Annotated in this window: 15 protein-coding genes; 11 read left to right on the forward strand and 4 right to left on the reverse strand. The window is 55.7% G+C overall.

Going from position 1 to position 17337, the window contains the following annotated elements; translation table 11 throughout:
- Window positions 1-7: 7 nt before the first annotated feature.
- From ispG to IBT54_RS15400, 7 genes are all read left to right on the forward strand, one after another.
- On the forward strand, window positions 8-1129 hold the full coding sequence (ispG, locus tag IBT54_RS15370) for a flavodoxin-dependent (E)-4-hydroxy-3-methylbut-2-enyl-diphosphate synthase (RefSeq protein ID WP_003848692.1): 1122 nt from the start codon (window positions 8-10) through the stop codon (window positions 1127-1129).
- 105 nt (window positions 1130-1234) lie between these two features.
- Window positions 1235-2515, forward strand: coding sequence for a histidine--tRNA ligase (gene hisS / locus IBT54_RS15375; RefSeq protein WP_095706797.1), 1281 nt, complete (start codon window positions 1235-1237; stop codon window positions 2513-2515).
- A gap of 33 nt (window positions 2516-2548) precedes the next feature.
- A complete protein-coding gene (locus IBT54_RS15380; RefSeq protein ID WP_013358725.1) occupies window positions 2549-3166 on the forward strand; it encodes a YfgM family protein in 618 nt (205 codons plus the stop codon).
- A 19-nt stretch (window positions 3167-3185) separates the two neighbouring features.
- The gene (bamB, locus tag IBT54_RS15385) at window positions 3186-4367 is read left to right on the forward strand and encodes an outer membrane protein assembly factor BamB (protein WP_013358724.1); all 1182 of its coding nucleotides are present in this window, start codon (window positions 3186-3188) and stop codon (window positions 4365-4367) included.
- Between the two features lie 174 nt (window positions 4368-4541).
- Window positions 4542-6032, forward strand: coding sequence for a ribosome biogenesis GTPase Der (der, locus tag IBT54_RS15390; protein ID WP_013358723.1), 1491 nt, complete (start codon window positions 4542-4544; stop codon window positions 6030-6032).
- A 60-nt stretch (window positions 6033-6092) separates the two neighbouring features.
- Entirely contained in the window at window positions 6093-6314 is a 222-nt protein-coding gene (locus IBT54_RS15395) for a zinc ribbon domain-containing protein (RefSeq protein WP_095706798.1), read from the forward strand.
- A 314-nt stretch (window positions 6315-6628) separates the two neighbouring features.
- The gene (locus tag IBT54_RS15400; RefSeq protein ID WP_201252419.1) at window positions 6629-9070 is read left to right on the forward strand and encodes a glucose/quinate/shikimate family membrane-bound PQQ-dependent dehydrogenase; all 2442 of its coding nucleotides are present in this window, start codon (window positions 6629-6631) and stop codon (window positions 9068-9070) included.
- A 271-nt stretch (window positions 9071-9341) separates the two neighbouring features.
- Here the strand turns inward: IBT54_RS15400 and IBT54_RS15405 are convergent, their stop codons facing one another.
- The 3 genes from IBT54_RS15405 to xseA all read right to left on the reverse strand — a co-directional run bounded on the left by IBT54_RS15405 (window position 9342) and on the right by xseA (window position 12340).
- The gene (locus IBT54_RS15405) at window positions 9342-9674 is read right to left on the reverse strand and encodes a protealysin inhibitor emfourin (protein ID WP_033733520.1); all 333 of its coding nucleotides are present in this window, start codon (window positions 9672-9674) and stop codon (window positions 9342-9344) included.
- The gene (locus tag IBT54_RS15410; protein ID WP_033733519.1) at window positions 9671-10684 is read right to left on the reverse strand and encodes a M4 family metallopeptidase; all 1014 of its coding nucleotides are present in this window, start codon (window positions 10682-10684) and stop codon (window positions 9671-9673) included. Before IBT54_RS15410 ends, IBT54_RS15405 begins: the two co-directional genes overlap by 4 nt.
- A gap of 282 nt (window positions 10685-10966) precedes the next feature.
- A complete protein-coding gene (gene xseA / locus IBT54_RS15415; RefSeq protein ID WP_201252437.1) occupies window positions 10967-12340 on the reverse strand; it encodes an exodeoxyribonuclease VII large subunit in 1374 nt (457 codons plus the stop codon).
- A 168-nt stretch (window positions 12341-12508) separates the two neighbouring features.
- Between xseA and guaB the strand changes: the two genes are divergently transcribed.
- From guaB to IBT54_RS15430, 3 genes are all read left to right on the forward strand, one after another.
- The gene (guaB, locus tag IBT54_RS15420) at window positions 12509-13975 is read left to right on the forward strand and encodes an IMP dehydrogenase (protein WP_013358717.1); all 1467 of its coding nucleotides are present in this window, start codon (window positions 12509-12511) and stop codon (window positions 13973-13975) included.
- Between the two features lie 68 nt (window positions 13976-14043).
- On the forward strand, window positions 14044-15624 hold the full coding sequence (gene guaA / locus IBT54_RS15425) for a glutamine-hydrolyzing GMP synthase (RefSeq protein WP_033733517.1): 1581 nt from the start codon (window positions 14044-14046) through the stop codon (window positions 15622-15624).
- Window positions 15625-15912: 288 nt separating this feature from the next.
- Window positions 15913-16686 (forward strand): DUF3750 domain-containing protein, encoded by a 774-nt coding sequence (locus IBT54_RS15430; RefSeq protein ID WP_201252420.1) that lies wholly within the window; start codon window positions 15913-15915, stop codon window positions 16684-16686.
- A gap of 30 nt (window positions 16687-16716) precedes the next feature.
- On the opposite strand, the gene IBT54_RS15435 is transcribed toward IBT54_RS15430, so the two are convergent.
- Complete coding sequence (locus IBT54_RS15435) at window positions 16717-16896, reverse strand: hypothetical protein (protein WP_013358712.1); 180 nt, start codon at window positions 16894-16896, stop codon at window positions 16717-16719.
- A 176-nt stretch (window positions 16897-17072) separates the two neighbouring features.
- Between IBT54_RS15435 and IBT54_RS15440 the strand changes: the two genes are divergently transcribed.
- Window positions 17073-17318: a hypothetical protein gene (locus tag IBT54_RS15440; RefSeq protein ID WP_201252421.1), complete on the forward strand. Its 246-nt coding sequence runs from the start codon at window positions 17073-17075 to the stop codon at window positions 17316-17318.
- The last annotated feature ends 19 nt before the right edge of the window (window positions 17319-17337 follow it).

Genomic DNA, 17337 nt, shown 5'->3' on the forward strand with positions numbered 1-17337 from the left:
AAGAAATATGCATAACGAAGCACCCATTATCCGCCGTAAATCCAAACGCATTTACGTCGGCAAGGTGCCGGTCGGTGACGGCGCGCCAATCGCCGTACAGTCGATGACCAACACCCGCACCACTGACGTGGAAGCGACGGTAAATCAGATCAAAGCCCTTGAGCGCGTCGGTGTCGACATCGTGCGTATCTCGGTGCCTACCATGGATGCCGCAGAAGCATTCAGACTGATCAAACAGCAGGTAAACGTCCCGCTGGTTGCAGATATTCATTTTGACTACCGCATCGCCCTGAAAGTCGCCGAATATGGCGTCGACTGCCTGCGCATCAATCCTGGTAATATCGGGAACAATGAGCGCATCCGTATGGTGGTCGACTGCGCACGCGACAACAATATTCCGATTCGAATTGGCGTGAACGCCGGTTCGCTGGAAAAAGATCTGCAGGAAAAGTATGGCGAGCCGACGCCACAGGCGCTGCTGGAATCTGCCATGCGACACGTCGATCATCTCGACCGTCTTAACTTCGATCAATTCAAAGTCAGCGTAAAAGCGTCTGACGTCTTCCTCGCGGTTGAATCTTATCGCCTGCTGGCGAAACAGATCGAACAGCCTCTGCATCTCGGCATCACCGAAGCGGGTGGCGCACGTGCGGGCGCGGTGAAATCGGCGATTGGCCTGGGGCTGCTGCTGTCAGAAGGGATCGGCGATACGTTGCGCATCTCGCTGGCGGCCGATCCGGTTGAAGAAGTGAAAGTCGGTTTTGATATCCTGAAGTCACTGCGCATTCGCTCTCGTGGTATCAACTTCATCGCCTGTCCGACCTGCTCACGTCAGGAGTTTGACGTTATCGGCACGGTCAACGCGCTGGAGCAGCGTCTGGAAGATCTCATCACGCCGATGGATGTGTCGATTATCGGCTGTGTAGTCAACGGACCCGGCGAAGCGACCCTCTCTACGCTGGGCGTTACCGGCGGCAGCAAGAAGAGTGGTTTCTACGAAGATGGTGTGCGTCAGCGCGATCGTCTCGACAACAATGACATGATCGATCAGCTGGAAGCGCGCATTCGTGCCAAAGCGTCGATGCTGGATGCCAGCCGCCGTATTGATGTGCAGCATCTGGAAAAATAATGGCGTGCGCGGCCTGCGTACGTGACTTTTTTGACTGAACCTGTGCGGTTTCATCCTCATAAGGTATGATGCCGGACAGGTTTTTTTGCATTAAGAGATTTTAACGTGGCGAAGAATATTCAGGCAATTCGCGGGATGAACGACTACCTGCCTGCGGATACTGCCCTCTGGCAACGGATTGAAGGCGTTCTCAAGCAGACGCTGGCGAGCTACGGTTACAGCGAAATTCGCTTACCGCTGGTAGAGCAAACCCCACTGTTTAAACGCGCCATCGGTGAAGTCACCGATGTGGTTGAAAAAGAGATGTATACCTTCGATGACCGCAACGGTGAAAGCCTGACGCTGCGTCCGGAAGGCACGGCAGGCTGCGTGCGCGCCGGTATCGAACACGGTTTACTCTACAACCAGGAACAGCGCCTGTGGTATATGGGGCCGATGTTCCGCTATGAGCGTCCGCAGAAAGGCCGCTATCGTCAGTTCTATCAGATCGGTGTGGAAGTGTTTGGTCTGCAGGGACCGGACATCGATGCTGAACTGATCATGCTGAATGCCCGCTGGTGGAAAGCCCTGGGTATCTCTGAACACGTTCGTCTGGAACTCAACTCTATCGGTTCGCTGGAAGCTCGTGCTCACTACCGCGACGCGCTGGTTGCCTTCCTTGAGCAGCACAAAGACGTGCTGGACGAGGATTGCAAACGCCGCATGTACAGCAACCCGATGCGCGTTCTCGACAGCAAAAATCCTGATGTTCAGCAACTGCTGAATGATGCGCCACAGCTTGGCGACTATCTGGATGACGACTCCCGCGAGCATTTCAGCGGCCTGTGTGCCCTTCTGGATGACGCAGGTATCAGCTACACCGTCAATCAGCGTCTGGTACGCGGCCTGGATTACTACAACCGCACCGTGATTGAGTGGGTTACCGATAGCCTGGGTTCACAGGGCACGGTGTGTGGCGGCGGTCGCTATGATGGCCTGGTTGAGCAGCTCGGCGGTCGTGCAACGCCTGCCGTGGGTTTCGCCATGGGCATGGAGCGTCTGGTGCTGCTGGTTCAGGCGGTTAATCCTGAATTTGAACCGACGAGCAATGTGGATGTCTATGTTATCGCTTCAGGTCAGGGCGTGCAGTCTGCTGCGATGCAGCTGGCTGAGAAATTGCGTGATGAAGCGCCGGAACTGAGGCTGATGACTAACTTTGGCGGCGGCAACTTCAAGAAGCAATTTGCCCGTGCTGACAAGTGGGGCGCACGCGTTGCCCTGGTGTTAGGCGAAGACGAAGTTAAAGCCGGTCAGGTCGTGATTAAAGATCTGCGCCGTGGCGAGCAGCAAACGCTGGATCAGGCAGAGGCTGCTGCTGTATTGCGCACGCTGTTACAGTCAGCGTGACACAGCACCAACCATAGAAAGGAGAGGGATTGCGTGGAAGTGTATAGCAATGAGAACGAGCAGACCGACGCGCTGCGCAACTTTTTTGCCAGTAATGGCAAAGCGTTAGCCATTGGCGTAGTCATCGGCATTGCTGCGCTGGGTGGCTGGCGTTACTGGAGCAGTCATCAGGATGATACGGCGAAATCCGTGTCCGCGCAGTATCAGCAGCTCACCAGCGCCATGCAGGCGGGTAAACCGGAAACGCTGGAAGCGGTCAGCCGTTTTGCCAGTGAAAACAGCAATACCTACGGTGCGCTGGCTGCGATGGATCTGGCGAAGCAGTATGTTGACGCTGGTCAGCTTGATAAGGCCGCAACGCTGCTGCAAAACGGACTGAAAGACACCAAAGATGCCAATTTGCAGGCGGTGATTAACCTGCGCCTGGCACGCATTCAACTGCAACAGAATCAAGCGGATGCGGCGCTTAAAACCCTTGACGGTGTGAAGGGTGATGGCTGGACAGCCATTGTGGCCGATATTCGTGGCGAAGCGCTGCTGACCAAAGGTGACAAGCAGGGCGCGCGCGATGCCTGGAGTAAAGGAGTCGAATCTGACGCCTCTCCGGCATTGAAGCAAATGATGCAGATGAAGATGAATAACTTAAGCTAAGCCAGTCAAGAGAGCGCACATGGAATTACGTAAATACCTGCTGCCAGGACTGATTTCAGTCACTTTGCTCAGCGGTTGTTCGCTGTTTAGCGGCGAAGAAGATGTAGTAAAAATGGCCCCGTTGCCGAAGGTAGAAAATCAGTTCACGCCACAGAAAGTGTGGAACACCTCGGTAGGCGATGGCGTTGGTGATTTCTACTCAAATCTGCATCCGGCCTGGCAGGACAACACTGTTTTTGCAGCCGATCGTTTTGGTATTGTCAAAGCGCTGGATGCGGCAGACGGTAAAGAAAAATGGAAAGTCGATCTCTCTGAGAAAACCGGCTTCTTCTCGAAAAACCGCTCAGCGCTGTTATCTGGCGGCCTGACCGCTGATGGCGATCGGGTTTATGTCGGCAGCGAGCGCGGCAAAGTTTATGCCCTGAACAGCAGCGATGGCAGCCTGGCCTGGCAGACCAGCGTCGCAGGTGAAGCGCTGTCTCGTCCTGTTGTCAGCGATGGTCTGGTACTGGTGCATACCAGTAACGGCATGCTGCAGGGACTGGATCAGAGCAGCGGTGCGGTGAAGTGGAGCGTCAATCTGGATATGCCAGCGTTGTCTCTGCGCGGTGAATCTGCACCTGCTGTCGCATTTGGCGGCGCCATTGTCGGTGGCGACAACGGTCGCGTCAGTGCCGTGGTGATGAACCAGGGACAGCTGATCTGGCAGCAGCGTATTTCTCAGGTCAGCGGTGCCACTGAGATCGACCGTCTTAATGACGTCGATACCACGCCGGTTATCGTTAATGGCGTAGTGTATGCACTCGCTTACAACGGTAACCTGTCGGCGCTGGATCTGCGTTCCGGCCAGATTTTGTGGAAACGCGAAATTGGCGGTGTGAAAGATCTGATTGTCGATGCCGGTCGTATCTATCTGGTCGATCAGGATGACCGTGTGATTGCGCTGAACGCTGATGGCGGTGTTGCCATCTGGCGTCAGAGCGATCTGCTGCATCGCAACCTGACGTCACCGGTGCTCTACAACGGCTACCTGGTGGTCGGCGACAGTGAAGGTTATCTGCACTGGCTGAACACCACCGATGGTCGTTTTGTCGCACAGCAGAAACTGGATAGCTCAGGCTTCCAGACTGAGCCGGTGGTTGCCAGCGATAAGCTGCTGATCCAGTCGAAAGACGGCGAGGTTTATGCGATTACCCGTTAACGGGTAAACGTCTGGCAGGTGAAATCCTCCGTTCCGACGGCTCCTGATTTAATCAGGGGCCGTTTCGTTTTTAGTCAGGCATGGTATTCTTTGCGCCTTAAGCCTGAACTTAGCGGCCAGAGCCGTTATAATCACGCCATTCGGGCGATTCATTATTTATTGAGGCATTTTGTTATGGTACCTGTGGTCGCGCTGGTTGGGCGTCCCAATGTGGGAAAATCTACGCTATTTAACCGCTTAACCCGCACACGTGATGCGCTGGTAGCGGATTTTCCTGGACTGACTCGCGATCGCAAATATGGTCGCGCCGAAGTGGAAGGGCGCGAATTTATTGTTATTGATACCGGTGGTATCGACGGCACCGAAGAAGGTGTTGAAACGCGGATGGCCGAGCAGTCACTGCTGGCGATTGAAGAAGCCGATGTCGTGCTGTTTATGGTCGATGCACGTGCGGGCATGATGGCCGCCGATCAGCAGATCGCTAAGCATCTCCGCTCGCGTCAGAAAGCCACTTTCCTGGTGGCGAACAAAACTGACGGACTCGATCCGGATCAGGCGGTTGTCGACTTCTATTCACTGGGCCTGGGTGAGATTCATGCCATTGCGGCCTCGCATGGTCGTGGTGTGAGCAGCCTGATAGAAGAGGCACTGCTGCCGTGGATGGAAGAAGCTGAGACGGTCGAGCTCACTGAAGAAGAAGAGAACCAGGCTTACTGGGCTGCGCTTGAAGCTGACGAGATTGCTGAGCAGGAAGCCGCAGAGGAAGAGGAAAACTTCGACCCGACTGGCTTGCCAATCAAACTGGCGATCGTTGGCCGTCCTAACGTAGGTAAGTCAACGCTTACTAACCGCATCCTGGGCGAAGATCGTGTGGTGGTCTACGACATGCCGGGTACCACGCGCGACAGTATCTATATTCCGATGGAGCGTGATGGACGTGAATACGTTCTGATCGACACCGCAGGCGTGCGTAAGCGTGCCAAAATCTCGGATACCGTTGAGAAATTCTCGGTAATCAAGACGCTGCAGGCGATTGAAGATGCCAACGTCGTGATGCTGGTGATTGATGCCCATGCCGGTATTTCCGATCAGGATCTCTCGCTGCTGGGCTTCATTCTTAACAGTGGTCGCTCGCTGGTGATTGTGGTCAACAAATGGGATGGCCTGTCGCAGGAAGTGCGTGATGAAGTGAAAGAGACGCTGGATTTCCGTCTGGGCTTTATCGATTTCGCCCGCATCCACTTTATCTCTGCGCTGCACGGCAGCGGCGTGGGTAATCTGTTTGAGTCGATCACAGAAGCCTATGACTGTTCGACCCGACGCGTTAACACCTCGCTGCTGACCCGCATCATGAACATGGCGGCAGACGATCACCAGCCGCCGCTGGTACGCGGTCGTCGCGTTAAGCTTAAATATGCGCATGCTGGTGGCTATAACCCGCCTATCGTGGTGATCCACGGTAACCAGGTTAAGGATCTGCCTGATTCTTATAAACGCTATCTGATGAACTATTTCCGTAAATCACTTAACGTGATGGGAACGCCAATTCGCATTCAGTTCAAAGAGGGTGATAACCCTTATGAAGGCAAACGTAACCTGCTGACGCCAACGCAGCAGCGTAAACGTAAGCGTCTGATGGCGCATATGAAAAAGAATAAGCGTTAATAAAATGAGGGCCATCTGGCCCTCTTTTTTTTGCGCTGAATAACGCAGGAGGAAAACGTATTGAGTGTACTTTGTGAAAAATGCCAGCAACCGCTGTCGCTCAGCGACGGTGAATTTATCTGCACAGCCTGCGGAGCACATTACCCGGCGCATCCCTGCTGTCCTGAGTGTCATCAGCCACTTGAAGTGCTGAAAGCCTGCGGCGCAGTGGACTATTTTTGCCGCAACGGACATGGTCTGATCTCCCGCAAGCGCGTACTTTTCCAGCCACCCGATCACTGACCTCGCTTTCAGCTACGCTTAAAATGTCAGATAACGCAGCGTGACCCCTGGCCCTTTTTTGTAGCAAAAATGCTATTACGCCGTAACAAACGCGTTGTATATGTTCACTCTGTAATGTACCAGGTGGTACAATCCTGCCGCGTCGTGGGAGGGGTCAGCCACATCCGTGCTCTTCCGGCCCACAGATTCTCACGGACGCGGGTCTGTTTATATTCGATTTGAAACAGAGCAATGCTCTGCGCGGACATGCATAACGCGCCAGAGTCCGGACGGCATCTGTCCGGATGCTCTGTTTATTCAGGAGAGTAAGTGTTATGGCTGAAACATCCTCCCGCTCCGGAAAGGGGCTGGGAATCGCATCCATGCTGCTCGGACTGGTGCTGCTTGCCACCGGTCTGTTTTTTGCCATTGGCGGCGGCAAACTGGTAGCCCTTGGCGGTAGCTGGTACTTCTTAATTGCGGGTATCGTCACTGTACTCTCCGCAATTCAATTCTTCCGTCGCAAATCATCGGCAGTGGTTCTGTTCCTGCTGGTCTTTGTCGGCACCCTGATCTGGTCGCTGTTCGATGCGGGTCTGGAGTTCTGGCCACTGATTTCGCGCCTGATGGTACCAGCCGGACTGATGCTGCTGGCCTTCCTGATCTGGCCTTCACTGCGTAAGCACGAAGGTAAGCACTCACTGGCAAAACCTTCATACGCCTTCTCTGCGCTGCTGGCGGCAGGCATGGTGGTAACGCTGGTGCAGATGTTCCAGCCACATCCTACCGTTGCAGCGACCGGCGAAGAGCTGCCACTGATCCCGGTTGATAAAGCGAAACAGCAGAAAGACTGGGATAACTACGGTAACACTCCGCAGGGCAGCCGCTTTGTGGCGCTGGACCAAATCACCCGCGACAACGTGAAAGATCTGCAGGTCGCCTGGACCTTCCACACCGGTGATACGCCTGTCAGCCCGACCGGTAACGGTGCGGAAGATCAGCAGACACCGTTGCAGATTGGCAATACCCTTTACCTCTGTACGCCGCACAACAACGTCATCGCGGTTGAAGCCAACAGCGGTAAGCAGATCTGGAAACGTGAAATCAATGCCAAAGCAGAAGTCTGGCCACGCTGCCGTGGTCTGGCTTATTTTGACGCAACCAAACCGCTGCAACAGCCGGATAAGCCGGGCTCTTCACCTGTACCTGCCGCTGTGCTGCCAGCCGGTGACAGCTGCCAGCGTCGAATTCTGATGAACACCATCGACGCGCGTCTGATTGCGATTAACGCCGACAACGGTGAGTTCTGTGAAAACTTCGGCGATCACGGCATCGTTGATCTTAAAGCGGGACTGGGCCAGGCACCGGATCCACAGTATCAGCTGACGTCAGCGCCAACGCTGGCGGGCACTACCGTCGTGGTGGGTGGTCGTGTCGCAGATAACGTGCAGACCGATATGCCAGGTGGTGTGCTGCGTGGCTTTGACGTTATCACCGGTAAAATGCGCTGGGCGTTTGACCCAGGCAATGTAGACCCGAATGCGATTCTGATGCCGGGTAAAGATTATACCCGCAGTACGCCAAACTCCTGGGCGCCGATGTCGTACGACCCGGCCATGAACACGGTGTTCATCCCGATGGGTAGTTCCTCGGTTGACCTCTGGGGTGCGAACCGTACCGAACTGGATCACAAATACGGTGCTTCAGTGCTGGCGCTGGATGCGACTACCGGTAAAGAGAAGTGGGTTTATCAGACCGTACATAACGATCTGTGGGACTTCGACCTGCCAATGCAGCCAAGCCTGATCGACTTCCCGCAGAAAGATGGCAGCACCACGCCAGCGGTGGTGATTGGTGGTAAAACCGGCATGATCTTCGTGCTTGACCGTATGACCGGCAAGCCGCTGACCAAAGTCGAAGAACTGCCGATGCCGCAGGGCCATATCCCGAACGAGCAGTACACGAAAACACAGCCACACTCGACCGGTATGCCGCAGATTGGCAACCAGACGCTGAAAGAGTCTGACATGTGGGGTGCAACGCCGTTTGATCAGTTGGCCTGCCGTGTTGCCTTCAAATCGATGCGCTACGACGGCCTGTTCACCGTGCCGGACACCGACAAGTCGCTAAGTTTCCCGGGTTCGCTGGGCGGGATGAACTGGGGCAGCATGTCGATCGATCCGAACAACCATCTGCTGTTCGTCAATGACATGCGTCTGGGCCTGTGGGTTCAGATGATCCCGGCGGATACCAGCAACATTGCCCGTGGCAGCAACGGCGGCGAAGCAATCAACACCGGTATGGGTGCCGTTCCGCTGAAAGGCACGCCATATGCTGTGAATAAAAACCGCTTTATGTCACCGCTGGGCATTCCTTGTCAGAAGCCGCCATTTGGTACGCTGTCGGCGATTGACCTGAAAACCCAGAAAATCGTCTGGCAGGTGCCGGTCGGCACCGTGCAGGATACTGGTCCGTTTGGCATCAAAATGCGTGTGAAAATGCCGGTTGGCATGCCAACGCTGGGCGGTACGCTGGCAACACAGGGCGGCCTGGTGTTCATCGCCGGTACGCAGGATTACTATCTGCGCGCCTTTGACTCTTCAACCGGTAAAGAGGTGTGGAAAGCACGCCTGCCGGTCGGCAGTCAGGGTGGCCCGATGAGCTACGTTTCACCGAAAGATGGTAAGCAGTACATCCTGATCTCAGCAGGTGGCGCACGTCAGTCACCGGACCGCGGTGATTACGTGATTGCTTACGCGCTGCCAGACAGCAAGTAACAACGCATAAAGAAAAGGGCCGACATTGTCGGCCCTTTTTTTGAAAAAGTCTTACCCCATTTGCTGTAAAACCGAGCATGCTCAGGGAAAACGGTCAGATCGGAAAGTCGCAAAATCGTCATCCATGACTGCTCGGCCCGCGCCGTCCATGGCGCGGGACGCTTTCCTCCTCTGACCGTGTTACCTTCGCTTTAAGCTTATTCGTTGCTGCAAGATTCACATCGGATTATCCGCTGTCTCAGGGCCGACATTGTCGGCCCTTTTTATTTGCTTATTTTCCGTCGTGCCACAGCGCCTTTAGCTCAGGCGGGGCTATCTGTTCCGGAATCAGCAGCACAATGGTGCCCGCCTCACGGCGGGTGGCATACTGAATCTGGATGCGAAAATAACGCTGGTCGCCACTGCCCACCTGTGCGGCTTTCTCCTCGGGTTCGCCCAGCGGCATCGCCTGCTCAAGCGCGTGGCAGACGCGCTGTTTTTCAGGGGGTGGCAGTTCGCCCAGCATAAAACGACGTTCGGCACGCAGCCCCGGAATAAAGGCCATGCCGCCTTCACGCGCGACGACGATGGTCGCATCATCGGTGAGTTCGGGCAGGTCACTCATAGCACGCCAACCTCCTTCCACGCCTGTTCAATGGCACTGCTCACTGACGGGTTAAACCGCTTTTCGCCATGCTTAATGGTGAAGCGAGCAAAGGTTTTAAAATCTGCATCCTGTGGCAGTTCGTCGTCACACACCGTGTCATACCAGGCATATCCCGCCTGTTCCCACGCATGACCACCCAGCGCTTTGGCCGCCAGATAAAAAGCCCGGTTAGGAATGCCGGAGTTGATATGCACGCCGCCATTGTCTTCGCGGGTTTTCACATAGTGATCCATGTGGGCCGGTTGCGGGTCTTTGCCCAACAGCGGGTCGTCGTAGGCGGTGCCGGGTTCGGACATCGACCGCAGACCACGCCCGTTAATACCCTTCGCCAGCAGCCCTTCACCAATAATCCAGTCTGCTTCATCCGCACGCTGCTTTTTGCTGAACTGTTTTACCAGCGAGCCAAAGACATCCGACAGCGACTCATTCAGTGCGCCAGCCTGCTCAAAATAGATTAATCCGGCTTCGTTTTCCGTGACGCCATGTGCCAGTTCGTGGGCCACAACGTCAATCGCAATGGTAAAGCGATTAAAGATTTCGCCGTCACCATCGCCAAATACCATCTGCTGACCGTTCCAGAAGGCGTTCTGGTATTTCTCACCGTAATGCACGGTACCCAGCAACTTCAGGCCCTGACCATCCAGCGAATTACGCTGATACGCCTGCCAGAAGAAGTCATAGGTGACGCCAAGGTAGTCCCAGGCTTCTTCAGCCGCGACATCATCATTACCCGGCTGGCCCTCCTGACGAATCAGCTTACCCGGCAGGGTTTCCTGGTTTTGCGCATCATAAATTTCACGATCAACATGACCGCCCGCCGCTGTTTTCACGCCGGTCGGTTTTTGCCAGTGTTCCGCCATCAGGTGCTGAACGTGCGTCAGGGTGCGGCGCGCCTGCTCCTGCTGGTGGCCGGAACTGTGAGCGATGATCTTGCGAAGGATATAGGGAGGAATAACGCAGTAAGCCATGTAAGACTCCTTGGCAAAAAGGAATGAGTCAAAAGTATAGACCCGTCTGGCTGGTTAGACCTCATTAGCGAGGCCAGCGGTAAATGGAAAAATGTGAGGTGGCGCGCAAAGTCAGTGTCAGGGGCGGATTGGAGATGGCGCTTATTTTTCAGACAACCATTCTCACGGGTTCTATGAGAATTTTTGGCAGCAAAAATCAGCCCTAAAAACAATCGGTCAGGCTGTACAGGACTCATGAATAAGGCCAGCGTTAAGTGGAGAAGTGTGAGCTGGCGGAGAGCGTCAGGAAGCGGTTTTACGGCGGCGCTTTTTCTCAGGTAACAGCTGTGTCACCTGGCTTTCAACCCAGCCATCATCCAGACGGGTGCGCAGCAGGTCGCCGCTCTGCAGCTGTGCGGTTTTCTTCACCACCTGACCGGCGGTGTCGGTTGTCACGCTAAAACCACGCGCGAGCGTCGCCAGCGGGCTGACACCTTCGAGCTGTGCGACCAGCTGACCAAACTGCTGTTTATTACTGCTCAGCTGCGTTGCCATGCTCTGCTGCAGGCGATAGTGCCAGCTTTGCAGCTGTTTTTGCGCCTGGAACAGACGCTGCTGCGGCTGTTGAGCGTTTAGCCGATGCGCCAGGCGATCCTGCTGACGTGTGGCCTGGCGAAGGCGGGTTTCCATCGCTTCACCCAGACGCTGCTGCAGGCGGAACAGGGCGGTCTGCTGACGGGCCAGACGCAGCTGTGGATGCTGCTGCTGCAGGCGATGTTCAAGACGCGTGTAAAGCCGCTGCTGGCGCGCCAGATAGTAATCCATCGCCATCTCCAGCCGCTGCTGCTGCGATTGCAACTGGCGCAGCAGCTCCAGCTGGTTCCGGCTGACGATTTCTGCGGCTGCTGAAGGGGTAGGGGCGCGTAAATCGGCGACGAAGTCCGCGATGGTGACATCCGTTTCATGACCGACGGCGCTGACGACAGGAATGCGGCTGGCAAAAATGGCACGCGCCACGCGTTCGTCGTTAAAGCTCCATAAATCTTCCAGCGAACCGCCGCCGCGCCCGACGATTAACACATCGCACTCATTGCGCAGGTTGGCAATTTCAATCGCCCGGACGATAGCGGCTGGCGCATCGACGCCCTGTACCACAGTCGGGTAGATGACTACAGGCAGGGAGGGATCACGGCGATGCAGCACGCGTAACACATCGTGCAGCGCTGCGCCGGTGGAGGAGGTGATCACCCCGACCTGACGCGCCGGTTCCGGCAGCGGTTGCTTATGCTGCGGCTCAAACAAGCCTTCGCTCGCCAGCTTTGCTTTCAGCAGTTCAAACTGCTGTTGCAGCAGGCCTTCACCCGCCGGATGCATGCTTTCAGCAATCAGCTGATAGTCACCGCGAGGTTCATAGAGCGTGATGTTGGCGCGAACCAGTACCTGCTGACCATGCTGCGGCCGAAAGGTGACGCGACGGTTGCTGTTGCGGAACATGGCACAGCGAACCTGAGCGCCATCATCTTTCAGCGTGAAGTACCAGTGACCGGAGGCCGGTTGCGTGAAGTTGGAGATCTCGGCGCTGATCCAGACCAGGCCCATCTCTTTCTCCAGCAGCTGACGCACTGTCGTATTGAGACGGCTGACGGTAAAAATATTGGCGGTAGATGGCAGCGACATGTGACGAAGATCAAATTCCAAATCAGCAGGTTAATTCATCGATACTACAGGGCTGTCAGTGCGGATCAAGAGTTTTTCGTAAATAATGCTGGAGGCAATCGATTACGGCCTGTATAATGCCGCGGCAATATTTTATCTAATCTCAATCACCCGAGGTGGAGTATTGCCATGTTAAGAATCGCTAAAGAAGCACTCACTTTTGACGACGTTCTGCTCGTTCCTGCTCACTCCACCGTCCTGCCTAATACGGCCGATCTCAGCACTCAGCTGACCAAAAATATCCGTTTGAATATTCCTATGCTCTCCGCTGCCATGGATACCGTGACCGAAGCGGGTCTGGCGATTGCGCTGGCACAGGAAGGCGGCCTTGGCTTCATCCACAAAAACATGTCGATTGAACGCCAGGCGGATGAAGTGCGCAAGGTGAAGAAACATGAGAGCGGCGTGGTTACCGATCCGCAGACCGTGCTGCCAACCACGCCACTGGCTGACGTTAAAGCGCTGACCGAGCGCAACGGCTTTGCGGGCTATCCGGTTGTTAACCTCGACAACGAACTGGTCGGTATCATCACCGGTCGTGACGTCCGCTTTGTAACGGACCTTTCTCAGCCGGTCTCTGCGGTTATGACCCCGAAAGATCGTCTGGTGACGGTGAAAGAGGGCGAAGCACGCGACGTCGTGCTGCAGAAAATGCATGAGAAGCGCGTTGAGAAAGCGCTGGTGGTGGATGACAGCTTCCATTTGCTGGGCATGATCACTGTTAAAGACTTCCAGAAAGCCGAACGTAAACCTAACGCCTGTAAAGATGCGCAGGGTCGTCTGCGTGTCGGTGCGGCAGTAGGCGCGGGTGCCGGTAACGAAGAGCGTATCGATGCGCTGGTTGCTGCGGGCGTTGACGTGCTGCTGATCGACTCTTCACACGGCCACTCTGAAGGCGTGCTGTCACGTATCCGTGAAACCCGTGCCAAATATCCTGACCTTGAAATCGTCGGCGGCAACGTCGCTACCGGCGCAGGCGCACTGGCGCTGGTCGCGGCAGGCGTCAGCGCTGTTAAAGTGGGTATCGGTCCTGGCTCTATCTGTACGACCCGTATCGTGACCGGCGTGGGCGTTCCGCAGATTACTGCCGTTTCTGACGCCGTGACTGCGCTGGAAGGCACTGGTATTCCGGTTATCGCCGATGGCGGTATCCGTTTCTCCGGCGACATCGCCAAAGCGATCGCCGCAGGTGCCTCCTGTGTGATGGTCGGTTCGATGCTGGCGGGGACCGAAGAGTCACCGGGCGAGATCGAACTCTATCAGGGCCGTTCGTTCAAATCCTATCGCGGTATGGGTTCACTGGGCGCGATGTCCAAAGGCTCTTCTGACCGTTACTTCCAGACTGATAACGCCGCCGACAAACTGGTGCCGGAAGGCATCGAAGGCCGCGTGGCCTATAAAGGCCGTCTGAAAGAGATCGTACATCAGCAGATGGGCGGCCTGCGTTCGTGCATGGGCCTGACCGGTTGCCCGACCATTGACGACCTGCGCACCAAAGCGGAATTTGTCCGCATCAGCGGCGCAGGCATCAATGAGAGCCACGTGCATGATGTGACCATCACCAAAGAGTCACCGAACTACCGCATGGGTTCATAATCCCGATTTCCCGCCCGGCTTCAGCCGGGCGCTTTTATTGATCAAGTCACCGTTCTGGAAACCCCTCAATGACGACGGAAAATATCCATAAGCACCGCATTCTGATTCTCGATTTCGGCTCACAATATACTCAGCTGGTTGCCCGCCGCGTGCGCGAACTCGGCGTTTACTGTGAACTCTGGGCATGGGATGTCACCGAAGAGCAGATCCGCCAGTTCAACCCAAGCGGCATCATCCTTTCCGGCGGCCCGGAAAGCACCACCGAGCTGAACAGCCCGCGTGCACCTGAATATGTCTTCAGCGCTGGCGTGCCGGTGCTGGGTGTCTGCTACGGTATGCAGACCATGGCGATGCAGCTGGGCGGCACCGTTTCAGGATCAAATGAGCGCGAATTTGGTTATGCGCAGGTCGAAGTCACCACGCCAAGCGCGCTGGTTCGCGACATCGAAGATGCGATTAGCGCTGCGGGTAAACCGCTGCTGGATGTCTGGATGAGCCACGGCGACAAAGTCACGGCGATCCCGGCTGACTTCGTGACCGTTGCCAGCACAGAAAGCTGTCCGTTCGCTATCATGGCCAACGAAGAGAAGCGTTTCTACGGCGTGCAGTTCCACCCGGAAGTGACCCACACCCGCCAGGGTCTGCGGATGCTCGAGCGCTTCATCATCGACATCTGTGAATGTGAAGCCCTGTGGACCCCTGCCAAAATCATTGAAGATGCCGTTGAGCGCCTGCGTGAGCAGGTGGGTAACGACAAAGTGATCCTCGGTCTGTCAGGTGGCGTGGACTCCTCTGTGACCGCAATGCTGCTGCATCGCGCCATTGGTGACCGCCTGACCTGCGTGTTTGTGGATAACGGCCTGCTGCGTCTGAACGAAGCACAGCAGGTGATGGATATGTTTGGCGACCACTTTGGTCTGAACATCATCCATGTACCGGCTGAAATGCGCTTCCTGGATGCGCTGGCGGGTATTGATGAACCTGAAGCCAAGCGTAAAACCATTGGTCGCGTCTTTGTGGAAGTGTTCGACGAAGAAGCGCTGAAGCTGCAGGACGTGAAGTGGCTGGCGCAGGGCACCATCTATCCGGACGTGATTGAATCGGCTGCGTCTGCCACCGGTAAAGCGCACGTCATCAAGTCGCACCACAACGTGGGTGGTCTGCCGAAAGAGATGAAGATGGGCCTGGTTGAGCCGCTGAAAGAGCTGTTCAAAGACGAAGTGCGTAAGATTGGTCTGGAGCTGGGCCTGCCATACGACATGCTGTTCCGCCATCCGTTCCCGGGTCCGGGTCTGGGCGTGCGCGTACTGGGCGAAGTGAAGAAAGAGTATTGCGACCTGCTGCGTCGTGCCGATGCTATCTTCATCGAAGAGCTGCACAAAGCGGATCTCTACAACAAAGTCAGCCAGGCATTCACCGTCTTCCTGCCGGTTCGTTCGGTCGGCGTGATGGGTGATGGCCGTAAATATGACTGGGTTGTCTCGCTCCGCGCGGTAGAAACCATCGACTTTATGACCGCACACTGGGCGCACCTGCCGTATGATTTCCTGGGCCGCGTCTCTAACCGCATCATCAATGAAGTCGACGGTATTTCCCGTGTAGTGTATGACATCAGCGGTAAGCCACCGGCGACGATTGAGTGGGAATGAACCGGTTCGCGCCGATTAAACCCTGATGCCTAAAAAACCCGCTTCCAGCGGGTTTTTTATTGCCTGAAACACACGCAGACTCCCCGCTTTAACCTTTCGGCACATCCGGATAGCCATCTGGCGGTTTTCTGTTCACATTGCCGGGAATTACGCTATCCTCCATGCAGTAAAAGCTGCACTTCACTTCAGCTGTGTCCCGCTTTCACCGATCTATCCCAACGCCACCACTTACTGAAACCGCCTGCTGATCAGGCATTTCGTGATTCTTACGTCACCAGGAATGTTGTCATGCTCTCACTGAAAGTGTTCAGCCTGTTTTTTGTTGCCGTACTGCTGTTATCGCTCGGAGCCAGCATTGCGCAGGCAACGCGTCACGGCGAAAGTTCAGAGTCAGGTGGCTGGGCGACTGCCCGGCGTGATTCGGCTGGCATAGCGCCCGATCCGCGCGCTTTATATAGCCTGGCTATCGTGCAGGTCTATGCCGCGCCGACCTATGGCTGGAAAGGGCGGGTGGCGGTGCATCCGTGGATCATCTTCAAGCGTGCGGGTGAAACACGCTACACGCGCTATGAAGTGATTAGCTGGGGCAGTGGTGATAAGGTCCGCCGCAACACCAACCTGCCGGATGGTTACTGGTATGGCGCAAAACCGCGGCTGCTGGTGGAACATCGCGGACCGGAAGCTGAAGCAATGATCCCGCAGATAGAAGCCGCCATTAAATCGTATCCGTGGCCGACAACCTACCGTGCCTGGCCAGGTCCGAACAGCAACACCTTCCTGGCACACATTGGCCGTGAAGTGCCCGCCCTGAGGCTGGATCTCCCCGCCAATGCGCTGGGCAAAGATTACCGGCCACTGTGGCGTCCTGTCGGGCTGCCGCCATCCGGGCGCGGTGTGCAGGTGTCGATTCTGGGCGTGGCGGGCGTGACACTGGGTGCAGAAGAGGGATTTGAAATGAACCTGCTGGGTCTGAACATGGGACTCGATTTTTCGCCATTCCGGCTGCGGCTGCCGTTTATTGGCGGTCTGGGCAACGACAATCTTCAGCAGGACAAGCCCTGACAATATGGCCCCGTCAGGGGCCGTTTTGCCTCAGCACACGCCAAAGTCACCTTCTTCATGATAGAGGTTGACGCTCTCTGCCTTCACTTCAATCTCTTTCTTCGCCGCATCATCAATGCGCGCGCACCACAGGGTGTCGCCTTCTACGCGGAGCACCTGCATTTTAGGGCCGCCGGTTTTCGACTGAACAAAATCCTCTGCTTTAAACATATTGCCTCCAATAATTATCGTTACTGCTGCCGATCGTTTTTTGCGTGACGTTTTCCAGTTTATACCCTGACTGTTTTACTGCGAGAAAAAGTCTCCGCATGCTGAGCCATATTAAGAAATATTCATTGAGTTGTCAGTTGACAACTCATTCATTCGGCGTCAGCATAGGGGCACATATGGCAAGGAAGCGGCATCCCGGTAAAGAGATAGAGAGGGCGTTACGTTACGCCGAATCCCACGGCTGGCTGGTGGTTACCGGAGGCCATCATGCCTGGGGCAAAATGTACTGCCCGAAAAATCTGTTGATGTGCCGATGCGGGGAGTTCTGTCTGACCTGTATCTGGAGCACACCAAAAAACGTACATCATCATGCCCGTGCGCTGCGGCGCGTGGTCGATAACTGTCACTATCTGAAGTCCTGAGACAGCACAAGGAGAGGCA

The sequence above is a fragment of the Pantoea sp. S62 genome (assembly GCF_016658625.1).
GTDB classification, from domain to species: domain Bacteria; phylum Pseudomonadota; class Gammaproteobacteria; order Enterobacterales; family Enterobacteriaceae; genus Pantoea; species Pantoea vagans.

What these genes read in the sequence shown, in the direction of transcription:
- IBT54_RS15440 (WP_201252421.1), top strand. Translation starts at nt 17,073, where the DNA reads ATGGCAAGGAAGCGGCATCCCGGTAAAGAGATAGAGAGGGCGTTACGT.
- IBT54_RS15410 (WP_033733519.1), bottom strand. Translation starts at nt 10,684, where the DNA reads ATGGCTTACTGCGTTATTCCTCCCTATATCCTTCGCAAGATCATCGCT.
- IBT54_RS15435 (WP_013358712.1), bottom strand. Translation starts at nt 16,896, where the DNA reads ATGTTTAAAGCAGAGGATTTTGTTCAGTCGAAAACCGGCGGCCCTAAA.
- guaA (WP_033733517.1), top strand. Translation starts at nt 14,044, where the DNA reads ATGACGACGGAAAATATCCATAAGCACCGCATTCTGATTCTCGATTTC.
- IBT54_RS15430 (WP_201252420.1), top strand. Translation starts at nt 15,913, where the DNA reads ATGCTCTCACTGAAAGTGTTCAGCCTGTTTTTTGTTGCCGTACTGCTG.
- der (WP_013358723.1), top strand. Translation starts at nt 4,542, where the DNA reads ATGGTACCTGTGGTCGCGCTGGTTGGGCGTCCCAATGTGGGAAAATCT.
- bamB (WP_013358724.1), top strand. Translation starts at nt 3,186, where the DNA reads ATGGAATTACGTAAATACCTGCTGCCAGGACTGATTTCAGTCACTTTG.
- IBT54_RS15400 (WP_201252419.1), top strand. Translation starts at nt 6,629, where the DNA reads ATGGCTGAAACATCCTCCCGCTCCGGAAAGGGGCTGGGAATCGCATCC.
- guaB (WP_013358717.1), top strand. Translation starts at nt 12,509, where the DNA reads ATGTTAAGAATCGCTAAAGAAGCACTCACTTTTGACGACGTTCTGCTC.
- IBT54_RS15405 (WP_033733520.1), bottom strand. Translation starts at nt 9,674, where the DNA reads ATGAGTGACCTGCCCGAACTCACCGATGATGCGACCATCGTCGTCGCG.
- ispG (WP_003848692.1), top strand. Translation starts at nt 8, where the DNA reads ATGCATAACGAAGCACCCATTATCCGCCGTAAATCCAAACGCATTTAC.
- xseA (WP_201252437.1), bottom strand. Translation starts at nt 12,340, where the DNA reads ATGTCGCTGCCATCTACCGCCAATATTTTTACCGTCAGCCGTCTCAAT.